This window comes from Arthrobacter sp. SO3 (assembly GCF_020532825.1).
Classification (GTDB): domain Bacteria; phylum Actinomycetota; class Actinomycetes; order Actinomycetales; family Micrococcaceae; genus Arthrobacter.
The window spans coordinates 1-16,804 of record NZ_MQTS01000038.1 but is presented as its reverse complement, the minus strand read 5'-3'; the positions used below and the strand labels follow the sequence as shown (position 1 = coordinate 16,804).

Sequence of the window (16,804 nt, the reverse complement as noted above, 5' to 3'; positions counted from 1 at the left end):
GTGCGGCAGTGGCGGCGGACAGTGTGGGACCCGTGCCGGCCTGCGGGACACCTGCCAGGACAAACGCCAGCACCGCCAGTCCGGCCAGCAGGCCTAGCAGGGCCGTCAGCCGCTGGGCCGTCATTCTTCGTTTCCTTGGCTCTGCATCCGGGGCCGGATCAGGTGCGGTAGATGTTGATGGAGTTGGCCTGTACGACGTCCCGTTCCCCCGAAGCGACCCGGACGCCCTGGCGCCGGTCGTGGAGTTCGGAGGTGGTCAGGCGCAGTTCGAAGAGCCGGTTGCCGGTCCCGTCCTCATTGCTGAGCACAGGCAGCGTGACCTTGACGTCCTTGGCGCCGCCGTTGACCACCACGAGTCCGTCCACGTGGCCGTCGTCGGACCCGAGCAGGAGCTGGACCACCCGGTGACCCGGATCCTGCCAGCGCTCCCCGGCCATGGGCTCGCCGCGCTCGTCGAACCAATGAAAGTACGACTGCTTTTCGCGGGTCGGGTAATCATGCGGCTGCCCGGCCAGAAACTCCTTGCGAAGCCGGATCACGCGCTTGGTGGTGCGCAGCATCGAGTGCGATTCGGGAGTGCTGGTCCAATCGATCCAGGTGATGGGGTTGTCCTGGCAGTAGGCGTTGTTGTTGCCCTGCTGGGTGCGGGCGATCTCGTCGCCGGCGGTGATCATGGGCACGCCCTGGGAAATCATCAGCGAAGCCATCAGGTTGCGGCTGGACTGCGCACGCCGGGCAAGGACGTCCTCGTCCTCCGTGGGGCCCTCGAAGCCGTGGTTGTAGCTGCGGTTGTCGCCATGGCCGTCGCGGTTCTGTTCGCCATTGGCCTCGTTGTGCTTCCGGTCGTAGGCCACGAGGTCCGCCAGGGTGAAGCCGTCATGCGCGGTGACGAGGTTGACCGAGGCGAGCCGTGACCGGCCGGACGGCTCGAAAAGGCTCGCGGAGCCGGAGAGCGCGTCTGCGAGCCGGGCCACCGAGCTGCCCTGCCCGCCGGCGTCGATCGCGGCGCGGTCGGCGAGCCAGAAGGAGCGGACGGCGTCGCGGAAGTGGTCGTTCCAGTCCACCCAGCCGGCCGGGAAACGGCCGGTCTGCCAGCCGCCGTACCCGATGTCCCAAGGTTCCGCGATGAGTTTGGTCGAAGACAGCACAGGATCCGCGCTGATTGCCACCAGGAACGGGTGCCGGGGGTCGAACTCGTTGGCGGCGTTGCGCGCCAGCGTCACTGCAAGGTCGAAGCGGAAGCCGTCAATGTGGAACTCCGTCACCCAATACCGCAGGGAATCCAGCACCAGCTGGACCACGCGGGAATCGCCGAAGTTCAGGCTGTTGCCGCATCCGGTGGTGTCCACATACTTGCCGTGGCCGTCATTGCGGTAGTACGTCATCTCGCCGAGGCCACGGAAGCTCAGCGTCCGGCCGTCCCGGCCGCCCTCTGCCGTGTGGTTGTAGACGACGTCGAGGATGACCTCGAGGCCGGCGGCGTGCAGCAGCTTGACCATGCCCTTGAACTCGTCCTGGACGGCCTTCGGGCCGGCAGCCTGCGCCGCCTCGGTGGCGTAGCCGGGGTGCAGTGCGAAGAAGGCGGCAGTGTTGTAGCCCCAGTAGTTCGTCATGCCGAGATTTTGCAGGTGCGGTTCGTCCACGTGGAAGTGCACGGGAAGGAGCTGGACGGCGGTTATCCCCAGCGCGATCAGGTGCTCGATCATGGCCGGGTGGGCCAGGCCGGCGTAGGTGCCCTGAAGGTCTTCCGGCACGTCCGGGTGGAGCTTGGTCTGGCCGCGGACGTGCGCTTCGTAGATGATGGTGTTGCGCCACGGAATCCTGGGACCGCGGTCGTTGCCCCAGTCGAAGTCGCTCTCCATCCGGACGCTCGTGATGAAGTCCTCGCGCTCGTCCACGGCACGGCCGTAGGGGTCCAGCAGCAGCGGCTGTTCACCGTTGGCGTCGAAATCCGTGGCGGGCATGGACAGCGGAAGAGCCTCGTGATCCGGGGTGGCCCGGAACCCGTAGCGCGAACCGGCCGGGATGCCTTCGACGATGCCGTGGTGCACGCCGTCGGTCACGTTGGGCAATGTTTTCAATTGCCAGGTGCCGCCGGGAGCCTGGTAGGCGATCTCCAGGGTTGTCACCCCCGGTGCGTAGACAGCCACATTCGCGAAGGCACTCCGAGGATCGTCCACTGCCGGCGAACCGGTGCACGGAACGCTGATTCCCAGCGGAAACGCACGCGAGGCGTCTACGGTGGAAGCTGTGTCTACGTAGGGCATAACCATTGCTTAAAGTTTAGCGGGGCCGAACAAATAGCCCCGGATTCCGATTTAGTGACAAAGTGCAGTTTACGGAATGGCGGCGTTGCATACTGGAACAGGCGCCAAAATTGGAGGTAATAGTGCGGATTGCACTCGCTCAAATCATTACCGGACGCGATCTTGCCGCAAATCTGGGCCTCGTCGAGGACTATGCGGCGCGGGCCAAGGCCGGCGGCGCAGAGCTCGTTGTGTTCCCCGAGGCCACGATGCGCGCCTTCGGCAACTCGCTGCTGGACATCGCGGAGCCGCTGGACGGCCCGTGGGCATCGCGGGTGCGCGCCATTGCGGCCGACCAGGACATCGTGATCGTCGCGGGGATGTTCACCCCGGGGGCCGCGGGCGACGCCGGCAAAGTGCGCAACACCCTCCTGGTTACGGGCCGCGGCGTGGAGGCCAGCTACGACAAAATCCACCTTTTCGATGCCTTCGGCTTCGCCGAGTCGGACACCGTGGATGCCGGTGCCGAGCCCGTCACCTTCGCGTTCGACGGCGTGACGTTCGGCCTCGCCACCTGCTACGACATCCGCTTCCCGGACCTGTTCACCGAAAACGCGGACCGCGGAGCCGACGTGAACATCGTGTGCGCCTCCTGGGGATCCGGACCCGGCAAGGCCGAGCAGTGGAAGCTCCTGGCCCGCGCCCGCGCGGCGGATTCCACCACCTTGGTCCTCGCCTGCGGCCAGGGCGACCCGACCAGCCAGGGAATCGAACCCAAGGGTGCGGCTCCCACCGGCGTCGGGCACTCCGTCGTCGTCTCCCCCTTCGGGGAAGTCCTCGACGAGCTCAACGGCGCCCCCGGCCTGCTGTTCGCGGACCTGGACCCCGCCACCGTCAAGGAAGCCCGCACCAAACTCCCGGTCCTCGCCAACCGGCACAAGTTCTAAGCGCCGCCGGGTTCGCCGTGGTCACCTTCCACGACACACCAACGCGGGGTCAGATCGCGCCCATGTTGGGGCCGCGGATGGGCGCGATCTGACCCCGCGTTGCTTGTGGCCGGTCGCGGCTTAAGCGCAAACGCTCCCCCACGAGAGGTGAGGGAGCGTTTCACGCGCGGCTGTTCGAACCGCAACAACCGGCGCGGACTACTTGACGGCGCGCTGGCGGGAGATTTCGTAGAGGGAGATGCCGACGGCCATGGAAGCGTTGAGCGACTCCATGGCGGAGTCGATCGGGATGGAGACGATCTGGTCGCAGTTTTCCCGGACCAGGCGGCTAAGGCCCTTGCCCTCGGAACCCACGACGATGCAGACCGGTTCAGTGGCCAGGGCGAGGTCGGGCAGTGAGACGTCGCCGTCGCCGTCGAGCCCCAGAACATAGATGCCCATGTTCTTGAACGCCTTCAGGGTGTTGTTCAGGTTGGCCGCACGTGCTACGGGGACGCGGACGGCTGCACCGGCGCTGGTCTTCCAGGCCGAGGCGGTGACGCCGACAGAGCGACGCTCCGGAACGATGACGCCGTGGCCGCTGAAGGCCGAGACCGAGCGGATGATCGCGCCAAGGTTGCGCGGATCGGTGATGCCGTCGAGAGCGACGAAGAGGGGCGCGTTGGCGACATGGCCCTTCTTCCAGCTCTCGAGGGTCTCCTCGGCGAGCTCGTAGGCGTCCTGGTATTCGTACGGCGGGATCTGCAGCACGAGGCCCTGGTGGATGGCGTCGTCGGTCATCCGGTCCAGCTCGGGCTTGCCGGTCTCGAGCAGCGGGATGCCACGCTCTGCAGCGAGCTTGAGGGACTCCTTGACGCGGTCGTCCATCTCGATGCGGATGGCCACGTGCAGGGCCTTGGCCGGGATGCCGGCGCGCAGGGCCTCCACGACGGAGTTCCGTCCGGTGACGACTTCCTCGGTGGCACGGCCCTTGGGGCCGGAACGGGCCCCGGCGCTGCGCGGGGCGCCGGGGCGCTTGGCCGCGGAGCGTTCCGCGAGCTGCTTGTTCTTGTGGGCCTTGTGGTACGGGCGGTCCTCCGCCTTGGGCGTCGGTCCCTTGCCCTCAAGGGCCTTGCGGCCGTGACCGCCGGTTCCGACGGAGGGGCCCTTCTTCAGTTTGACCGACCGGCGACCGTTGTTGGCCATGAGTTCCACCCTTTTAAATACGCGATTCGTTGATAAGTCTGAACTCCAGTCTACTGACTCGAGTTAAATCCTCGACCGCAGGGCATGGCGGGGCCCCGGTCCTGCGCCGGGAACCGCGTCGGATCAGCCGCGTTTGAGGCTCCAGCTGGCGCCGTCGGGGCCGTCCTCGACGATCACGCCGGCAGCGGCCAGGGTATCGCGGATGGCGTCCGAGGCGGCCCAGTCCTTGCTGGCCCGGGCCTGGGCGCGTGCCGCGAGCTGGGCTTGCACGAGGACGCCCAGGGCGGTGTTGCTTTGTCCGTCAGCTGCCGGACCCGCGGTGTCGTTGAGACCAAGGACACGGAGCATGTCGTTGACGCTGACGAGTGCCTGCCGGGCGGCGTCGAGCTCCCCGGTGGTGAGGGCGGTGTTGCCGGCGCGGACCGTGTCGTGGAGCACCGCCAGTGCCTGCGGAACGTTGAGGTCATCGTCCATTGCGGCCGCAAAGCCGTCCGGGACAGAGCCGTGGCGGCCGAAGTCGAAGTCGCCCTCGGCCGAGGCAAGGGCCCGGGCAGCGCGGCTGGTGAAGCCCTCGATCCGTTCCACCGCGGCGGCCGCCTCCTGCAGGGAGGTCGGCTGGTAGTCCAGCACCGAGCGGTACTGCGCCTGGCCCAGGTAGTAGCGGACCACCCGCGGCGGGGCAAGCTCCAGCATCTCGGCGGGGCTGACGGTGTTGCCGATCGACTTGGACATCTTCTCGCCGGCGTAGGTGACCATGCCGTTGTGCATCCAGAAGTTGGCGAAACCGTGGCCGGCAGCCTGGGACTGTGCCATCTCGTTTTCGTGGTGCGGGAACCGGAGGTCCAGCCCGCCGCCGTGGATGTCGAACTCGGCGCCAAGGTACTTGGTGACCATCGCGGAGCACTCGAGGTGCCAGCCCGGACGGCCCGCGCCCCACGGCGAGGCCCAGCTCGCCGTCGTCGGCTCCCCTGCCTTGTGGCCCTTCCAGAGGGCGAAGTCGCGGGGATCCTTCTTCCCGCGCGGGTCGGCGTCCTGGGCACCCTGCATGTCGTCGAGTCTTTGCCGCGTCAGCGTCCCGTACTCGGACCAGGAGCGCACGTCGAAGTACACGTCGCCGGAGTCGTCGAGGGCCGGGTAGGCGTGCCCGCGGCCGATCAGCTGCTGGATCAGGGCGTGCATTTCCGGGATGTGGCCGGTGGCGCGCGGTTCGTAGGTGGGGCGGGAGACGCCCAGGGCGTCGTAGGCCTTGAGGAATTCCTGCTCGTAGCGGTAGGCCAGTGCCCACCATTCCTCGCTCCGCACGGCGCCCGGTTCGTCCTCGAAGTCCGGTCCGAAGGACGCCGCGGATTTGGCCAGGATCTTGTCGTCAATGTCGGTGACGTTGCGGACCACCGTGACGCGGAATTCCCGGTACTGCAGCCAGCGGGTGAGCTGGTCAAAGGCGATGGCGGAGCGGATGTGCCCGACGTGCGGCATGCCCTGCACTGTGGCGCCGCAATAGTAGAGGCTCACTTTGCCCGGAACCAGGGGGACGAAGTCGCGGACTTCGGCGGATGCAGTGTCATAGAAGCGCAGGGTCACCGCTCCAGATTAGCCGATGGGGCCCCGGCCTCTGGCGTGCGGACCGCGCTCTGGCGCCTACTTGCAGTACTCGCCGATTTTGTTCAACTGTTCGGTGAGCTGTTTAGTCTGCGCGTCGCTCTTGGCCCCAAGGGACGTGCCAGCGACCTCTTTCATGATGTCGGCCATTTTCTGGATGGGGGCCGCCACCTCGGGCGCGACCTTGTCCGCCACTTCCTGGTAGTGCTTGGAGATCTGTTCCGCCTGCTGCTGCTGGTTGCCGGTGGGGACGAAGGTGTCCTTGTTCAGGAACGCGCAGCTGTCCGGGATGCTCATCTTCGGTGTCGCGGCGCAGCCTGTGAGCAGCATTCCGGCCAGCAGTACGACGGCGGGCAGCAGCTTTTTCACGGGGGTCTCCTGGTGTTGCGGGAAGGGATGTTCGGTTAAGCCTAGGCGACGGAGTCCGGGGACGCCGGGCCGGAGCGGTAGACCAGGGCCGTGGCCGTGGCCGCAATGCCCTCGCCGCGGCCGGTGAAGCCGAGGCCGTCGCTCGTGGTTGCCGAAACGGTGACCGGGGCGCCGGCGGCCTCGCTGAGGACCCGCTGGGATTCCTCCCGGCGGGGGCCGAATTTGGGCCTGTTGGCCACGAACTGCACGGCGATGTTCCCGATTTCGAAGCCCGCGGCGCGGACGATCCGGGCAGCTTCGGCCAGCAGGGTCACGCCGGAAGCGCCGGCGTACTCCGGCCGGTCCGTGCCGAAATGGGTGCCAAGATCACCGACGCCGCAGGCCGAGAAGAGGGCGTCGGCGGCGGCATGGGCGACGGGGTCGCCGTCGGAGTGGCCCGACAGCCCGCGCTCCCCGTCCCACAAAAGCCCCCCGAGCCAGAGCGGCTGGGGGGCCTCCTCAGGGGCGTAGGCGTGGACGTCGATGCCGATCCCGGTCCGCGGAATAAGCGGCTGCGGGGTGTTCGGGGTTCCGGACATGCTCAGCCTTCCACCCAGCGGGCGCCCAGCGGGCCTTCGAGGAGGCCTTCCGCGAGGATCAGGTCCAGCGGCGTCGTGATCTTCAGCGATTGGCTGGCGCCGCGCACTGCGTAGACGGGCACGCCGAGCAGTTCAACCAGCATGGCGTCATCGGTGACGGCTGCTGCCTGGCCCGCGTCGAACCCTCCAGCGGCCTCGTGGGCCCGTTTCAGCGTGGCCAGCTCGAAGCCCTGTGGGGTCTGCACGGCCCGAAGAGTCTCCCGGGGCGCGGTTCCGGTCACAAGCTCCGGCGCGATCGCGGCGCCGTCGCCGGTGGTCGGTTCCACCGTCTTGACTGTGTCCACCACGGGGAGGACCGGGATGACGGCTAAGGCGCCGGCCGCAAGGGCATGGGATACCCGGTGGAAGACGGCCTCCGGCGTCAGGGCGCGGGCGGCGTCATGGACCATGACGACTTCCGTGTCCGGCAGGAGCGCCGCCAACGCGGCCCGCACGGAATCCGCGCGGCTGGCGCCGCCGTCGACAATCGTGACGACCGGGACCTGCACGCCGTCGCCCAGGCCCGGGGTGCGCCCGCGCTCCCCCTTGAGCTCCTGCTCGAACGCCGCACAGAGGGCGTGAAGTTCCGGGTCGCCGGGCGGGATGGCGACGCAGATCTGCCGGGCGACGCCGGCCGCGGCGACGCCCCGCAGGGCGTGGGTGAGGATGCTGTCCCCGCCCAGCGGAACCTTGGCTTTAGGCATGCCGTAGCCCAGGCGCTGGCCGGAGCCGGCAGCGACGACGATGACCGCGGTGACGGGGGTTCTCGGTGCTGAGTCCATGCGCACAAGACTACGTCCCGGCGGGCCGCCGGGCTGAAAAGGGCAAAGAGAAACCCCGGCAGCGATTCCGCTGCCGGGGTTCGATTCTTGTCTGTTCGACTCTTGCTAGGAAGCCAGGACCTCGTCGAGAACGCTTGCAGCCTTCTCTTCATCAGTCTTCTCGGCCAGCGCCAGTTCTGAAATCAGAATCTGGCGTGCCTTGGCCAGCATGCGCTTCTCTCCTGCGGAGAGACCCCGATCGTGATCGCGGCGCCACAGGTCGCGGACGACCTCTGCCACCTTGATGACGTCACCGGAAGCAAGCTTCTCCAGGTTTGCCTTGTATCGACGCGACCAGTTGGTGGGTTCTTCCGTGAACTCGGCCCGCAGCACTTCAAACACGTGCTCCAGACCTTCTTTGCCCACTACGTCCCGGACCCCAACTAGGTCAACGTTTTCTGCTGGAACTTCAATGGTCAGATCACCCTGAGCCACCTTGAGCTTGAGATACATCTTCTCTTCGCCCTTGACAGTGCGCATCTTGATTTCTTCAATTTTGGCTGCACCGTGGTGAGGGTAAACTACTGTCTCGCCGACCTCAAAAACCATGTGGACATTCCCCTTTCCCGCAGACCAGTTTATCACGTTTAAGGCATACAACTGCCACGGAACGTGCCCAAGAACCGCATGAATACGGGGAAAATGGCCTCAAACAGACCCGCCGGACCCCTTGACGAAAGCGGATATTAGTGCATGGCCCTGCGTTTGCCAAGGGGCTGCGTCATCCCCCGATCGTTGCCCGGTCGTCACCGGTGAGCGGCCCGCCGCCGCTGGAGCCGGCGACATTGTGTACGGCTTTGTGTACCGCCCGAATCCTCGTTTGGACCGGATTGCCGATAGGCTATGGCTGAATAATGTTCCAAGACTCTCAAGGGGTGCGTGACGTGGGTTTCACTGCGATGAACCGGGGCCAGCGCGGCAAGCTGGCAATGGCAACGGCTGTTCTGGGCCTCGGCCTGCTGTCCGTCACTGGCTGTGGCGCCGTGAACCCGCAGCAGACCTCCGTGCAGTACGCGGCTTCGGACGGAACCCAGGCCAACGTCGGCCCGCTGCAGCTGCGCAACATGATGATCATCTCCGCTGGTAAGGACAAGCCCGGACGTGTGATCGGCGCGGTCTACAACTCGTCCTCGGAGGACGTGAAGCTGACCATCATTGGTTCTGCCGGCTCCCAGACCCAGGTCCCGGTCAAGCAGAACTCCTACACGCTGCTGAACGAATCCACGGACGAGGCAATCCTGAGCAGCACCGGCGGCGCCCCCGGCTCCCTCGTCGAGGTGAGCATCAGCGAGGACGGCACCAACCAGAGCACCAAGTTCAAGATGCCGGTGCTGGACGCAACGATCCCCGACTACAAGCAGTACCTCCCGGCAGGCAGCGGGCCCACCGGCTCGGCCACGCCGACGTCGACCCCGTCGCCGACGAGCAGCGCGAGCCACTAGCCTTCACAGACAAAAGGAGGGGCACCCGGCCGGGTGCCCCTCCTTTTGTCTGTGTGGGTTCTGGTCGTGCCGCCGTTCGGGCCGAAGAGCCTCCCGGCTCAGGGCTCCGGACTCAGGGCTCGAACTTGTAGCCCAGGCCGCGGACCGTGATCAGGTGCCGCGGCGCCGAGGGATCCGGCTCGACCTTGCTGCGCAGCCGTTTGACGTGGACATCCAGGGTCTTGGTGTCCCCGACGTAGTCCGATCCCCAGACCCGGTCGATCAGCTGCCCGCGGGTCAGGACCCGGCCGGAGTTGCGCAGCAGCATTTCCAGCAGCTCGAATTCCTTCAGCGGGAGGGACACCTGTTCACCGCCGACGGTGACCACGTGCCGCTCAATGTCCATCCGCACCGGGCCTGCCTGCACGGTGCTGGACACCAGTTCCTCGGGCTCACCCTGGCGCCGCAGCACGGCCCGGACGCGGGCCACCAGCTCCCGGGAGGAATACGGTTTGGTGACGTAGTCGTCGGCGCCGAGTTCCAGCCCCACGACCTTGTCGATCTCCGCGTCCTTCGCCGTCAGCATGATGACGGGGACGGACGAGCGCTGCCGCAGCTGCCGGCAGACCTCGGTGCCCGACTGTCCGGGCAGCTGCAGATCCAGCAGCACCAGGTCGGCGCCGTTGCGGTCGAATTCGGTGATGGCGTCCAGCCCGTTGTCGACCACCTCCACCTCGAACCCTTCCTTACCCAAAAGGTAGGACAGCGGGTCGCTGAACGACTCTTCGTCCTCGACAATCAGAATCCTGCTCAAGCGGTAGCTCCTTGCTCGTGGGCGCCGGTGGCGTCACTTCGTATGGATCGGGGGTTCTGGGACGGGGTGTGGGGCGGAGGCAGGGAGTCCGCCGGTGCCGCCGGTTTGCGTGCCTGCGGAACGCCGCCGGCGTCCTGGCCTTCCAGTTCCGGAAGCCGGATGGTGAAGGTGGATCCCTGTCCGGGCCGTGACCAGAGGGTCACCTCGCCGCCATGGTTGGCGACCACGTGCTTGACGATGCTCAGGCCAAGGCCCGTGCCGCCGGTGTGCCGGGATCTGGCGGCGTCCACGCGGTAGAAGCGCTCGAAGACGCGCTCCTGGTCCTCGGCAGAGAGCCCCTCTCCCTGGTCTGTCACTGACACCGCGACGAGGCCGTCCTTGGAACGGATGCCGATTCCGACCCGGGTGTTTTCCGGGGAGTAGCGGATGGCATTGTCGATCAGGTTCCGCAGCGCCGTCACCAGCAGGTCCTGGTCGCCATAGACCAGCGCGTCCGCGTGGCCGCCGACGACGAGTTCGATGTTCTTGCTTTCCGCCGGCAGTTGGGAGCGGTCCACGGCCTCGGAGACCACGGTGTTGATATCCACGGGGCGGCCCTGCTGGGTGACATTGGTGCCCTGCAGCCGGGAGAGTTCGATGATGTCCTGCACGAGGGCGGCCAGCCGGGCGGATTCTTTGTGCATGCGCTTGGCGAAGCGGCGGACGGCCTCCGGGTCATCCGCCGAGGATTCGAGCGCCTCCGCCAGCAGCGAGATGGCCCCGACCGGGGTCTTCAGTTCATGCGAGACGTTGGCCACGAAGTCGTTCCGGACTTCCTCGGTCCGGGTAAATTCGGTCCGGTCATCGGCCAGCAGGAGGATGTATTCCTCCGCAAGCATGGCGGCGCGGACCTGGACAATGATGGTGCCCTGCCCCAGCGGGCCGCGCGGCAGTTCGAGCTGCTTTTCGAGGATGACGCCGTCGCGCCGTACTTTGGCCGTCATTTCCAGCAGCTGGTCGTGGACCAGCGTGTGCCCGCGGACCAGTCCATAGGCGTACGCGGCGGGACTGGCGCGGATCACGCCGTCGATCGCGTCCACCACCACGAAGGCGCGGCCGATGACGGCCAGCACCTGGGCGGCTCCCTCCGGGATCGACGGTTCCTCGAACTCGACGTCCACGAGTCTGCGCTGCTGCTCGCTGACCCGGAATGCGAGCACGCCGAAGACGCCGAGCGACAGGCCGATCAGGCCGGCGATCACGCCGATGAGCATTGGATCCACGGCTCCAGCTTATGCTCTGCCCCGCGTCGGAAACTGAAATCTGATGCTATTCCGGGTCCGGTTCAGCTAACGTTCACCTATTGAGGCGTAACAGTTCACCGGATGCTGGAACACTTGAGCGTTGAAGCGCCGAGAGGTGAACCGAAACGGACCGGCCACTGGGGTGGCTGGCAATTTCCGAGGAAAGGACGCACACGTGCGCAAGGTTTTTCAGGAAGAGCTCGCCCAAGTGGGGGAACAGCTCGTCGAAATCTCAAAGCTGGTCAGTGAGGCCATTGAGAAAGCCACGACTGCCTTCGACGGCGCCGACATCGATCTCGCCGAGGATGTCATCGCGGCCGATGCACGGATCGACTTCCTGCAGAACAGCCTGGACGAGCGCGCCATCGACATTCTGGCCCTGCAGGGCCCCGTGGCCAGCGACCTGCGCATGCTCGTGGGCTCCCTGCGGATGAGCGCCTCCCTGGAGCGGATGGGCGACCTCGCCCGCCACCTGGCCCAGCTTGCCCGGCTCCGCTACCCCGCCACGGTGGTGCCCGCCCAGCTGCGCGAGACCTTCAAAAGCTTCGCCCAGCATGACCTGCTGATCGCCCAGAAGCTCACGGTGCTGCTGGAAACCCGGGACCTCGAAGTGGCCCGGGACATCATGAAGGCCAACGCCGCCGTGAACGACCTGCACCTGAGCGTCTTCAAGGCCATCGCCCGCAGCGACTGGCACGAGTCCCCTGCCACGACCGTCGACGTCGCCCTCGCCAGCCGTTACTTCGAGCGTTTCGCCGACCACGGTGTCTCCGTCGCGCAGAAGGTCACCTACCTGGTGACCGGCGCCTGGCAGCCGAGCGGCATCGAACACAGCTAGCCTTCCCGTCCGGCCGACAGCGCCGGGCAGCAGAACGTACGACGCCGGCCGGTCACCTTGCGAGGTGGCCGGCCGGCGTCGTTGATTCCGGGGTGCGTTGTCCGGAACGCGCTACTTCTTGCCCTGGTTCGCGACTGCCTGGATGGCCTCGGCAGCAGCCTCGGGGTCGAGGTAGGTGCCGCCCGGGTTCAGCGGCTTGAAGTTCTCGTCCAGTTCGTAGACCAGCGGGATGCCGGTGGGGATGTTCAGTCCTGCGATGGCGTCGTCGCTGATGCCGTCGAGGTGCTTGACGAGGGCGCGCAGGGAGTTGCCGTGCGCGGTGACCAGGACGGTCTTGCCGGCCTTGAGGTCTTCCTTGATGTCCGATTCCCAGTAGGGCAGCAGGCGGACCAGTACGTCCTTGAGGCACTCGGTGCGGGGCAGCGCGTCACCGAGGTCCGTGTAGCGCGGATCGTGCGCCTGGGAGAACTCGGAATCGTCGGCCAGGGGCGGCGGCGGGGTGTCGTAGGAGCGGCGCCACGTCATGAACTGCTCCTCACCGTATTCGGCGAGGGTCTGGGCCTTGTCCTTGCCCTGCAGGGCGCCGTAGTGGCGCTCGTTGAGCCGCCAGTCCCGCTTCACCGGGATCCAGCCGCGGTCGGCCTTGTCGAGGGTGATGTTGGCGGTGTTGATGGCCCGCTTCAGCAACGACGTGTACAGGATGTCCGGGAGGATGTTGTGCTCCACGAGAAGCTCACCGCCGCGGATCGCCTCGGCACGGCCCTGGTCGTTGAGGTCAACGTCCACCCAGCCGGTGAACAGGTTCTTGGCGTTCCATTCGCTGTGGCCGTGGCGCAGCAGAATCAGCTTGTAAGTCATGGTTTTCATCCTAGCGGAGCGATCCCGGCCGGTGCCGAGCGTTACATCCGCGCCACTGCAACGCGGGGTCACTTCGCGCCCATCCCGGGGTGCCGCACGGGCCGGATGTGACCCCGCGTTGGAGGATCGCGCTGGAGGATAGGGTTGGCTTGTGGTGCAGAAGGCTGAGCGGGTGGCGTCCCCGCAGACCCATGCCATGGAAAAACGCGGCGCGGCGAAAAGCGGACCGCGCGCCGGGCGGCCGGTGGGCAACATTACCCGCGGCACCACCAACCCCAACAGGATGCGGCGGCTGGACCGCTGGCTGACGGGCCCGCAGGCCTGGCGGCTGCGCGGGGCGGCCGATCCGCTCGTGGTGGATCTGGGCTACGGCGCGTCCCCGGCCACCGCCGTCGAACTCTTTGAACGGCTGTCCGTGGTCCGGCCCGATGTGCGGGTTGTCGGCATCGAGATCGAGCCCGCGCGGGTCCGGCTGGCCAAGGAACTGGAGCGGCCCGGTCTGAGCTTCCAGCTGGGCGGCTTCGAACTGCCCGTGTCCGGCCGGCCCGTCCTGGTGCGGGCGTTCAACGTGCTGCGGCAGTACGAGGAAGCCGACGTCGCGGCGATCTGGCAGCTGGTGCAGGGACGGCTGGGGCCGGAGGGGCTGTTCATTGACGGCACCTGCGACGAGATCGGCCGTCGGGTCACCTGGGTGGCGCTTGACGCCGAGCGACCGCTGAGCCTGAGCTTGTCCATGCGGTTTGGGAGTTTTGCGCTGCCCTCCGAAGTGGCCGAGCGGCTGCCCAAAGCCCTCATCCACCGGAACGTGCCGGGCGAAAAGATCCAGGCCTTCCTGCAGGCAATGGACCAGGCCTGGCTGGAAGCTGCCCCGCTGGCCTCATTCGGGAACCGGCAGCGCTGGACGGCCATGTGCCGGGCACTGCGCGACGGCGGCTGGCCGGTCCAGGACGGCCCGTCCCGGTGGCGGCTGGGCGAGCTGACGGTGGGCTGGGACGCCGTGGCCCCGGGACCTTAGGGGGCCGAAGTTAGCTTAGGGGCCGGTGGATGGGCCCACGCCGGTGGGGATTACCAGGGGCCGTAGGGGCCCATGTTGCGGTTGCCGCCGCGGCCGGCGTCTTTCACGGCCGGGCGGACGTCGGCGAGGTAGACGGATGCTGCCGTCACGGCAGCGAGGCCGAACAGTCCCAGCGGGCCCAGCAGGCCTCCGCCGCCGCCGGCGACCAGGGAGAGCAGCCCCACGGCCAGAGCGCCGCCGGTGACGGCCAGCCAGAAAGTCTTGGTGCGCTTGGACACCGCTTCAAAGACGTTCGCCTTGTGCCGCAGGCAATCGAAGAACGCCCACACCTCAAGGGCAAGGGCTACGAGGGCCAAGAGAAAGTAGACCCCGGTTTCGACATAGTAAATAAGCGCTCTTCCGTCCATCCCCCCAGCCTAGCGGCCCAGACTCGCCAGGGCCTGCTCCAAATCGGCCCAGAGGTCCTCGACGTTTTCGATCCCCACGCTCAGCCGGACCAGGTTGTCCGGCACGCTGACAGGTTCGGCAGTATGCCGGCGCCGCCGCTCAATCAGGGACTCCACGCCTCCCAGGGAGGTCGCCGGAAGCCATAGTTTCAGGGCCCGGATCATACGGTCCGCGGCGTCTGCACCGCTGAGGCTGCCGCTGGCCCCGACCACCGGGGCCATCTCAATGCAGAGCACCGACCCGAACCCCTTCATCTGGCTCTTGGCCCGTTCGTGGCCGGGATCGGAGGGAAGTCCCGGGAAACGGATGCTGCCGACCCTGGGGTGCGTGCTGAGCCGCTCGGCCAGTACCGCCGCCGAGGCCTGCGAGCGCTCGACCCGCAGGGCCAGGGTGCGCAGTCCGCGCAGAGCCAGCCAGGCCTCGAAGGGCCCGGCGATGCCGCCGTGGATGGTGCGGTGGTGCAGCAGCGCGGCGCGGAGTCCGGCGTTGGACGTCACCAGGGCGCCGAGCACGACGTCGGAATGGCCGGACAGGTACTTGGTCACCGAGTGAAGGACGACGTCGGAGCCCAGCGCGAGGGGCTGCTGGACCAGCGGGGTGGAGAACGTGTTGTCCGTGACGACGACCGCGCCGGCGTCATGCGCCGCGGCCGTCAGCGCGCGGATGTCCGCGACGCCAAGCATCGGGTTGGTGGGGCTCTCCAGCCAGAGCATGCTGGCGGGGTGTCCGTCCGCCGGCGCGAGCTGGGCCAGCACGGCGTCGGTGTCCGCGATGTCCACAGTGCGCAGTTCCAGGAAACCCTTCTCGGCCAGTTCCGTGGCCATCACGAGGGAACCCGCATAACTGTGGGACGGCATGACCAGCACTCCCCCGGCAGGAACCAGGGAGAGGGCCGAACTGACCGCGGCGAGGCCGGAGGCGTAGAGCAGGCCCGGAAGCCCGGCGCCCTCAAGCTGGCCGAGGGCCTCCTCGAAAGGGTCCCAGGTGGGGTTGGAATACCGCCCATAGCCGCGGTCGCCGTCGCCCAGCGGTCCCGTGCCGAAATAGGTCGAGGAGAGCACCAGCGGAGGGTTGACCGGCTCGTCGCGCGCACGCGGCGGCCGGCCTGCCGCCACCACGACTGTTTCTGCGGAAAGCGCGGCTGCCTGTTCTTCGGAAAGACTCATGGTCACAGGGTACTTTGGCGCCCCGCAGCGCTGCCAAGGCGTTACGTCCGGGGGCATTGTTGTCAGGGATTGTCGGTAGTCTAGAGCGGTGACCACCCAAAACCCCGGACTGTTTATCGCTTTCGAGGGCGGCGACGGCGCCGGCAAGTCCACGCAGGCTGCCGAGCTGGCCGCCGCCCTTGAATCGCGCGGCCTCACCGTGCTCCGCACCCGTGAGCCGGGCGGCACCCCGATCGGCGAAAAGCTGCGTTCCCTGGTCCTCGATCACGGCCACGGCCACATCGATGCGCACACCGAAGCCCTGATCTTCGCAGCCTCGCGCGCCGCGCACGCCAGCCAGGTCATCCGCCCGGCCCTGGACCGCGGCGAGATCGTCCTCAGCGACCGCTACATCGACTCCTCGGTCGCCTACCAGGGCGCCGGCCGGGAGCTGGGCACCGGGGCCGTGCGCGACCTCAACGACTGGGCCACTTCAGGGTTGAAGCCGGCCCTCACGGTGCTGCTCGATGTTGACCCCGAGGTCGGCCGCCGCCGGCGCACCGCGGGCGACGCTGCCGAGGACCGGCTGGAATCCGAGGCGGACGAGTTCCACGCCAGGATCCGCACCGCTTTCCTTGACCTCGCCGCGGCCAGGCCGGAACAGTACCTTGTCCTCCCGGCACACCTCCCGGTCGATGAGTTGGCCACCCGCATCCTGGACCGGGTGGAGTCGCTGCTGTCCCTCCCCCGGGGCGTGAGCGCATGAGTGTCTGGGACGACCTTCAGGGCCAGCCCGCCGTCGTCGCGCAACTGCGCCAGGCCGCCCAGGGCGACGGCCTGACCCATGCGTGGCTTTTCACCGGCCCACCGGGTTCCGGCCGGTCCAATGCGGCGAAGGCCTTCGCCGCCGCCTTGAACTGCGACCAGGACAACGTCAGCCTGCGCGGCTGCGGCGAATGCGCAGCCTGCCTCACGATCCTGGGCGAAACACACTCCGATGTGGCGTTTGTGCGCACCGAAAAGGTCACCATCACCATCGACGAGGCCCGCGAGCTGGTCTCCACCGCCGGGAACCGGCCGTCCTCGGCGCGCTGGCGCATCATCGTCGTCGAGGACGCGGACCGGATGGCGGAACGCACCACCAACGTGTTACTCAAGGCCATCGAGGAACCCACCCCCCGCACCGTATGGATGCTGTG

18 protein-coding genes are annotated in these 16,804 nt (G+C 67.4%); 6 read left to right on the top strand and 12 right to left on the bottom strand.

Going from position 1 to position 16,804, the window contains the following annotated elements; genetic code table 11:
- Nucleotides 1-158: 158 nt before the first annotated feature.
- The gene (gene glgX / locus BJQ90_RS04365; RefSeq protein WP_226759084.1) at nt 159-2,273 is read right to left on the bottom strand and encodes a glycogen debranching protein GlgX; all 2,115 of its coding nucleotides are present in this window, start codon (nt 2,271-2,273) and stop codon (nt 159-161) included.
- Nucleotides 2,274-2,389: 116 nt separating this feature from the next.
- Between glgX and BJQ90_RS04360 the strand changes: the two genes are divergently transcribed.
- Complete coding sequence (locus BJQ90_RS04360; protein ID WP_226759083.1) at nt 2,390-3,193, top strand: carbon-nitrogen hydrolase family protein; 804 nt, start codon at nt 2,390-2,392, stop codon at nt 3,191-3,193.
- A 198-nt stretch (nt 3,194-3,391) separates the two neighbouring features.
- Here the strand turns inward: BJQ90_RS04360 and rlmB are convergent, their stop codons facing one another.
- The 6 genes from rlmB to BJQ90_RS04330 all read right to left on the bottom strand — a co-directional run bounded on the left by rlmB (nt 3,392) and on the right by BJQ90_RS04330 (nt 8,333).
- A complete protein-coding gene (rlmB, locus tag BJQ90_RS04355) occupies nt 3,392-4,378 on the bottom strand; it encodes a 23S rRNA (guanosine(2251)-2'-O)-methyltransferase RlmB (RefSeq protein WP_226759082.1) in 987 nt (328 codons plus the stop codon).
- Between the two features lie 123 nt (nt 4,379-4,501).
- Nucleotides 4,502-5,959, bottom strand: coding sequence for a cysteine--tRNA ligase (gene cysS, locus BJQ90_RS04350; RefSeq protein ID WP_226759081.1), 1,458 nt, complete (start codon nt 5,957-5,959; stop codon nt 4,502-4,504).
- A gap of 57 nt (nt 5,960-6,016) precedes the next feature.
- Complete coding sequence (locus BJQ90_RS04345; RefSeq protein WP_226759080.1) at nt 6,017-6,346, bottom strand: hypothetical protein; 330 nt, start codon at nt 6,344-6,346, stop codon at nt 6,017-6,019.
- A 41-nt stretch (nt 6,347-6,387) separates the two neighbouring features.
- Entirely contained in the window at nt 6,388-6,924 is a 537-nt protein-coding gene (gene ispF, locus BJQ90_RS04340; RefSeq protein ID WP_226759079.1) for a 2-C-methyl-D-erythritol 2,4-cyclodiphosphate synthase, read from the bottom strand.
- 2 nt (nt 6,925-6,926) lie between these two features.
- Nucleotides 6,927-7,745: a 2-C-methyl-D-erythritol 4-phosphate cytidylyltransferase gene (ispD, locus tag BJQ90_RS04335; protein ID WP_226759078.1), complete on the bottom strand. Its 819-nt coding sequence runs from the start codon at nt 7,743-7,745 to the stop codon at nt 6,927-6,929.
- Nucleotides 7,746-7,850: 105 nt separating this feature from the next.
- The gene (locus BJQ90_RS04330; RefSeq protein WP_024367191.1) at nt 7,851-8,333 is read right to left on the bottom strand and encodes a CarD family transcriptional regulator; all 483 of its coding nucleotides are present in this window, start codon (nt 8,331-8,333) and stop codon (nt 7,851-7,853) included.
- Nucleotides 8,334-8,683: 350 nt separating this feature from the next.
- On the opposite strand from BJQ90_RS04330, the gene BJQ90_RS04325 reads away from it, so the two are divergent.
- On the top strand, nt 8,684-9,226 hold the full coding sequence (locus BJQ90_RS04325) for a hypothetical protein (protein ID WP_226759091.1): 543 nt from the start codon (nt 8,684-8,686) through the stop codon (nt 9,224-9,226).
- 112 nt (nt 9,227-9,338) lie between these two features.
- Here the strand turns inward: BJQ90_RS04325 and BJQ90_RS04320 are convergent, their stop codons facing one another.
- Entirely contained in the window at nt 9,339-10,019 is a 681-nt protein-coding gene (locus BJQ90_RS04320; protein WP_226759077.1) for a response regulator transcription factor, read from the bottom strand.
- A complete protein-coding gene (locus tag BJQ90_RS04315; RefSeq protein ID WP_226759090.1) occupies nt 10,016-11,272 on the bottom strand; it encodes a sensor histidine kinase in 1,257 nt (418 codons plus the stop codon). Before BJQ90_RS04315 ends, BJQ90_RS04320 begins: the two co-directional genes overlap by 4 nt.
- 205 nt (nt 11,273-11,477) lie before the next feature.
- Here BJQ90_RS04315 and phoU point away from each other — a divergent pair, with 205 nt between their 5' ends.
- Complete coding sequence (phoU, locus tag BJQ90_RS04310) at nt 11,478-12,140, top strand: phosphate signaling complex protein PhoU (RefSeq protein WP_226759076.1); 663 nt, start codon at nt 11,478-11,480, stop codon at nt 12,138-12,140.
- Between the two features lie 111 nt (nt 12,141-12,251).
- Here the strand turns inward: phoU and BJQ90_RS04305 are convergent, their stop codons facing one another.
- A complete protein-coding gene (locus tag BJQ90_RS04305) occupies nt 12,252-12,998 on the bottom strand; it encodes a phosphoglyceromutase (protein ID WP_226759075.1) in 747 nt (248 codons plus the stop codon).
- A 151-nt stretch (nt 12,999-13,149) separates the two neighbouring features.
- Here BJQ90_RS04305 and BJQ90_RS04300 point away from each other — a divergent pair, with 151 nt between their 5' ends.
- Entirely contained in the window at nt 13,150-14,013 is an 864-nt protein-coding gene (locus BJQ90_RS04300; protein WP_413463635.1) for a class I SAM-dependent methyltransferase, read from the top strand.
- A gap of 50 nt (nt 14,014-14,063) precedes the next feature.
- Here BJQ90_RS04300 and BJQ90_RS04295 read toward each other — a convergent pair whose 3' ends face one another.
- Together BJQ90_RS04295 and BJQ90_RS04290 are read right to left on the bottom strand one after the other, a co-directional pair.
- Nucleotides 14,064-14,420, bottom strand: coding sequence for a DUF2516 family protein (locus BJQ90_RS04295; RefSeq protein ID WP_226759074.1), 357 nt, complete (start codon nt 14,418-14,420; stop codon nt 14,064-14,066).
- 9 nt (nt 14,421-14,429) lie between these two features.
- A complete protein-coding gene (locus BJQ90_RS04290) occupies nt 14,430-15,626 on the bottom strand; it encodes a trans-sulfuration enzyme family protein (protein ID WP_226759073.1) in 1,197 nt (398 codons plus the stop codon).
- Nucleotides 15,627-15,714: 88 nt separating this feature from the next.
- Here BJQ90_RS04290 and tmk point away from each other — a divergent pair, with 88 nt between their 5' ends.
- Together tmk and BJQ90_RS04280 are read left to right on the top strand one after the other, a co-directional pair.
- The gene (tmk, locus tag BJQ90_RS04285) at nt 15,715-16,371 is read left to right on the top strand and encodes a dTMP kinase (RefSeq protein ID WP_226759072.1); all 657 of its coding nucleotides are present in this window, start codon (nt 15,715-15,717) and stop codon (nt 16,369-16,371) included.
- Nucleotides 16,368-16,804 (top strand): AAA family ATPase (locus tag BJQ90_RS04280; RefSeq protein WP_226759071.1); only part of this gene is annotated, 437 nt, incomplete at its 3' end. The genes tmk and BJQ90_RS04280, both read left to right, overlap by 4 nt.

Excerpts from the sequence above, each read along its gene's own strand:
- BJQ90_RS04295 (WP_226759074.1), bottom strand. The coding sequence starts at position 14,420 with ATGGACGGAAGAGCGCTTATTTACTATGTCGAAACCGGGGTCTACTTT.
- rlmB (WP_226759082.1), bottom strand. The coding sequence starts at position 4,378 with ATGGCCAACAACGGTCGCCGGTCGGTCAAACTGAAGAAGGGCCCCTCC.
- BJQ90_RS04305 (WP_226759075.1), bottom strand. The coding sequence starts at position 12,998 with ATGACTTACAAGCTGATTCTGCTGCGCCACGGCCACAGCGAATGGAAC.
- BJQ90_RS04315 (WP_226759090.1), bottom strand. The coding sequence starts at position 11,272 with ATGCTCATCGGCGTGATCGCCGGCCTGATCGGCCTGTCGCTCGGCGTC.
- BJQ90_RS04325 (WP_226759091.1), top strand. The coding sequence starts at position 8,684 with ATGAACCGGGGCCAGCGCGGCAAGCTGGCAATGGCAACGGCTGTTCTG.
- ispD (WP_226759078.1), bottom strand. The coding sequence starts at position 7,745 with ATGGACTCAGCACCGAGAACCCCCGTCACCGCGGTCATCGTCGTCGCT.
- ispF (WP_226759079.1), bottom strand. The coding sequence starts at position 6,924 with ATGTCCGGAACCCCGAACACCCCGCAGCCGCTTATTCCGCGGACCGGG.
- BJQ90_RS04330 (WP_024367191.1), bottom strand. The coding sequence starts at position 8,333 with ATGGTTTTTGAGGTCGGCGAGACAGTAGTTTACCCTCACCACGGTGCA.
- glgX (WP_226759084.1), bottom strand. The coding sequence starts at position 2,273 with ATGGTTATGCCCTACGTAGACACAGCTTCCACCGTAGACGCCTCGCGT.
- BJQ90_RS04290 (WP_226759073.1), bottom strand. The coding sequence starts at position 15,626 with ATGAGTCTTTCCGAAGAACAGGCAGCCGCGCTTTCCGCAGAAACAGTC.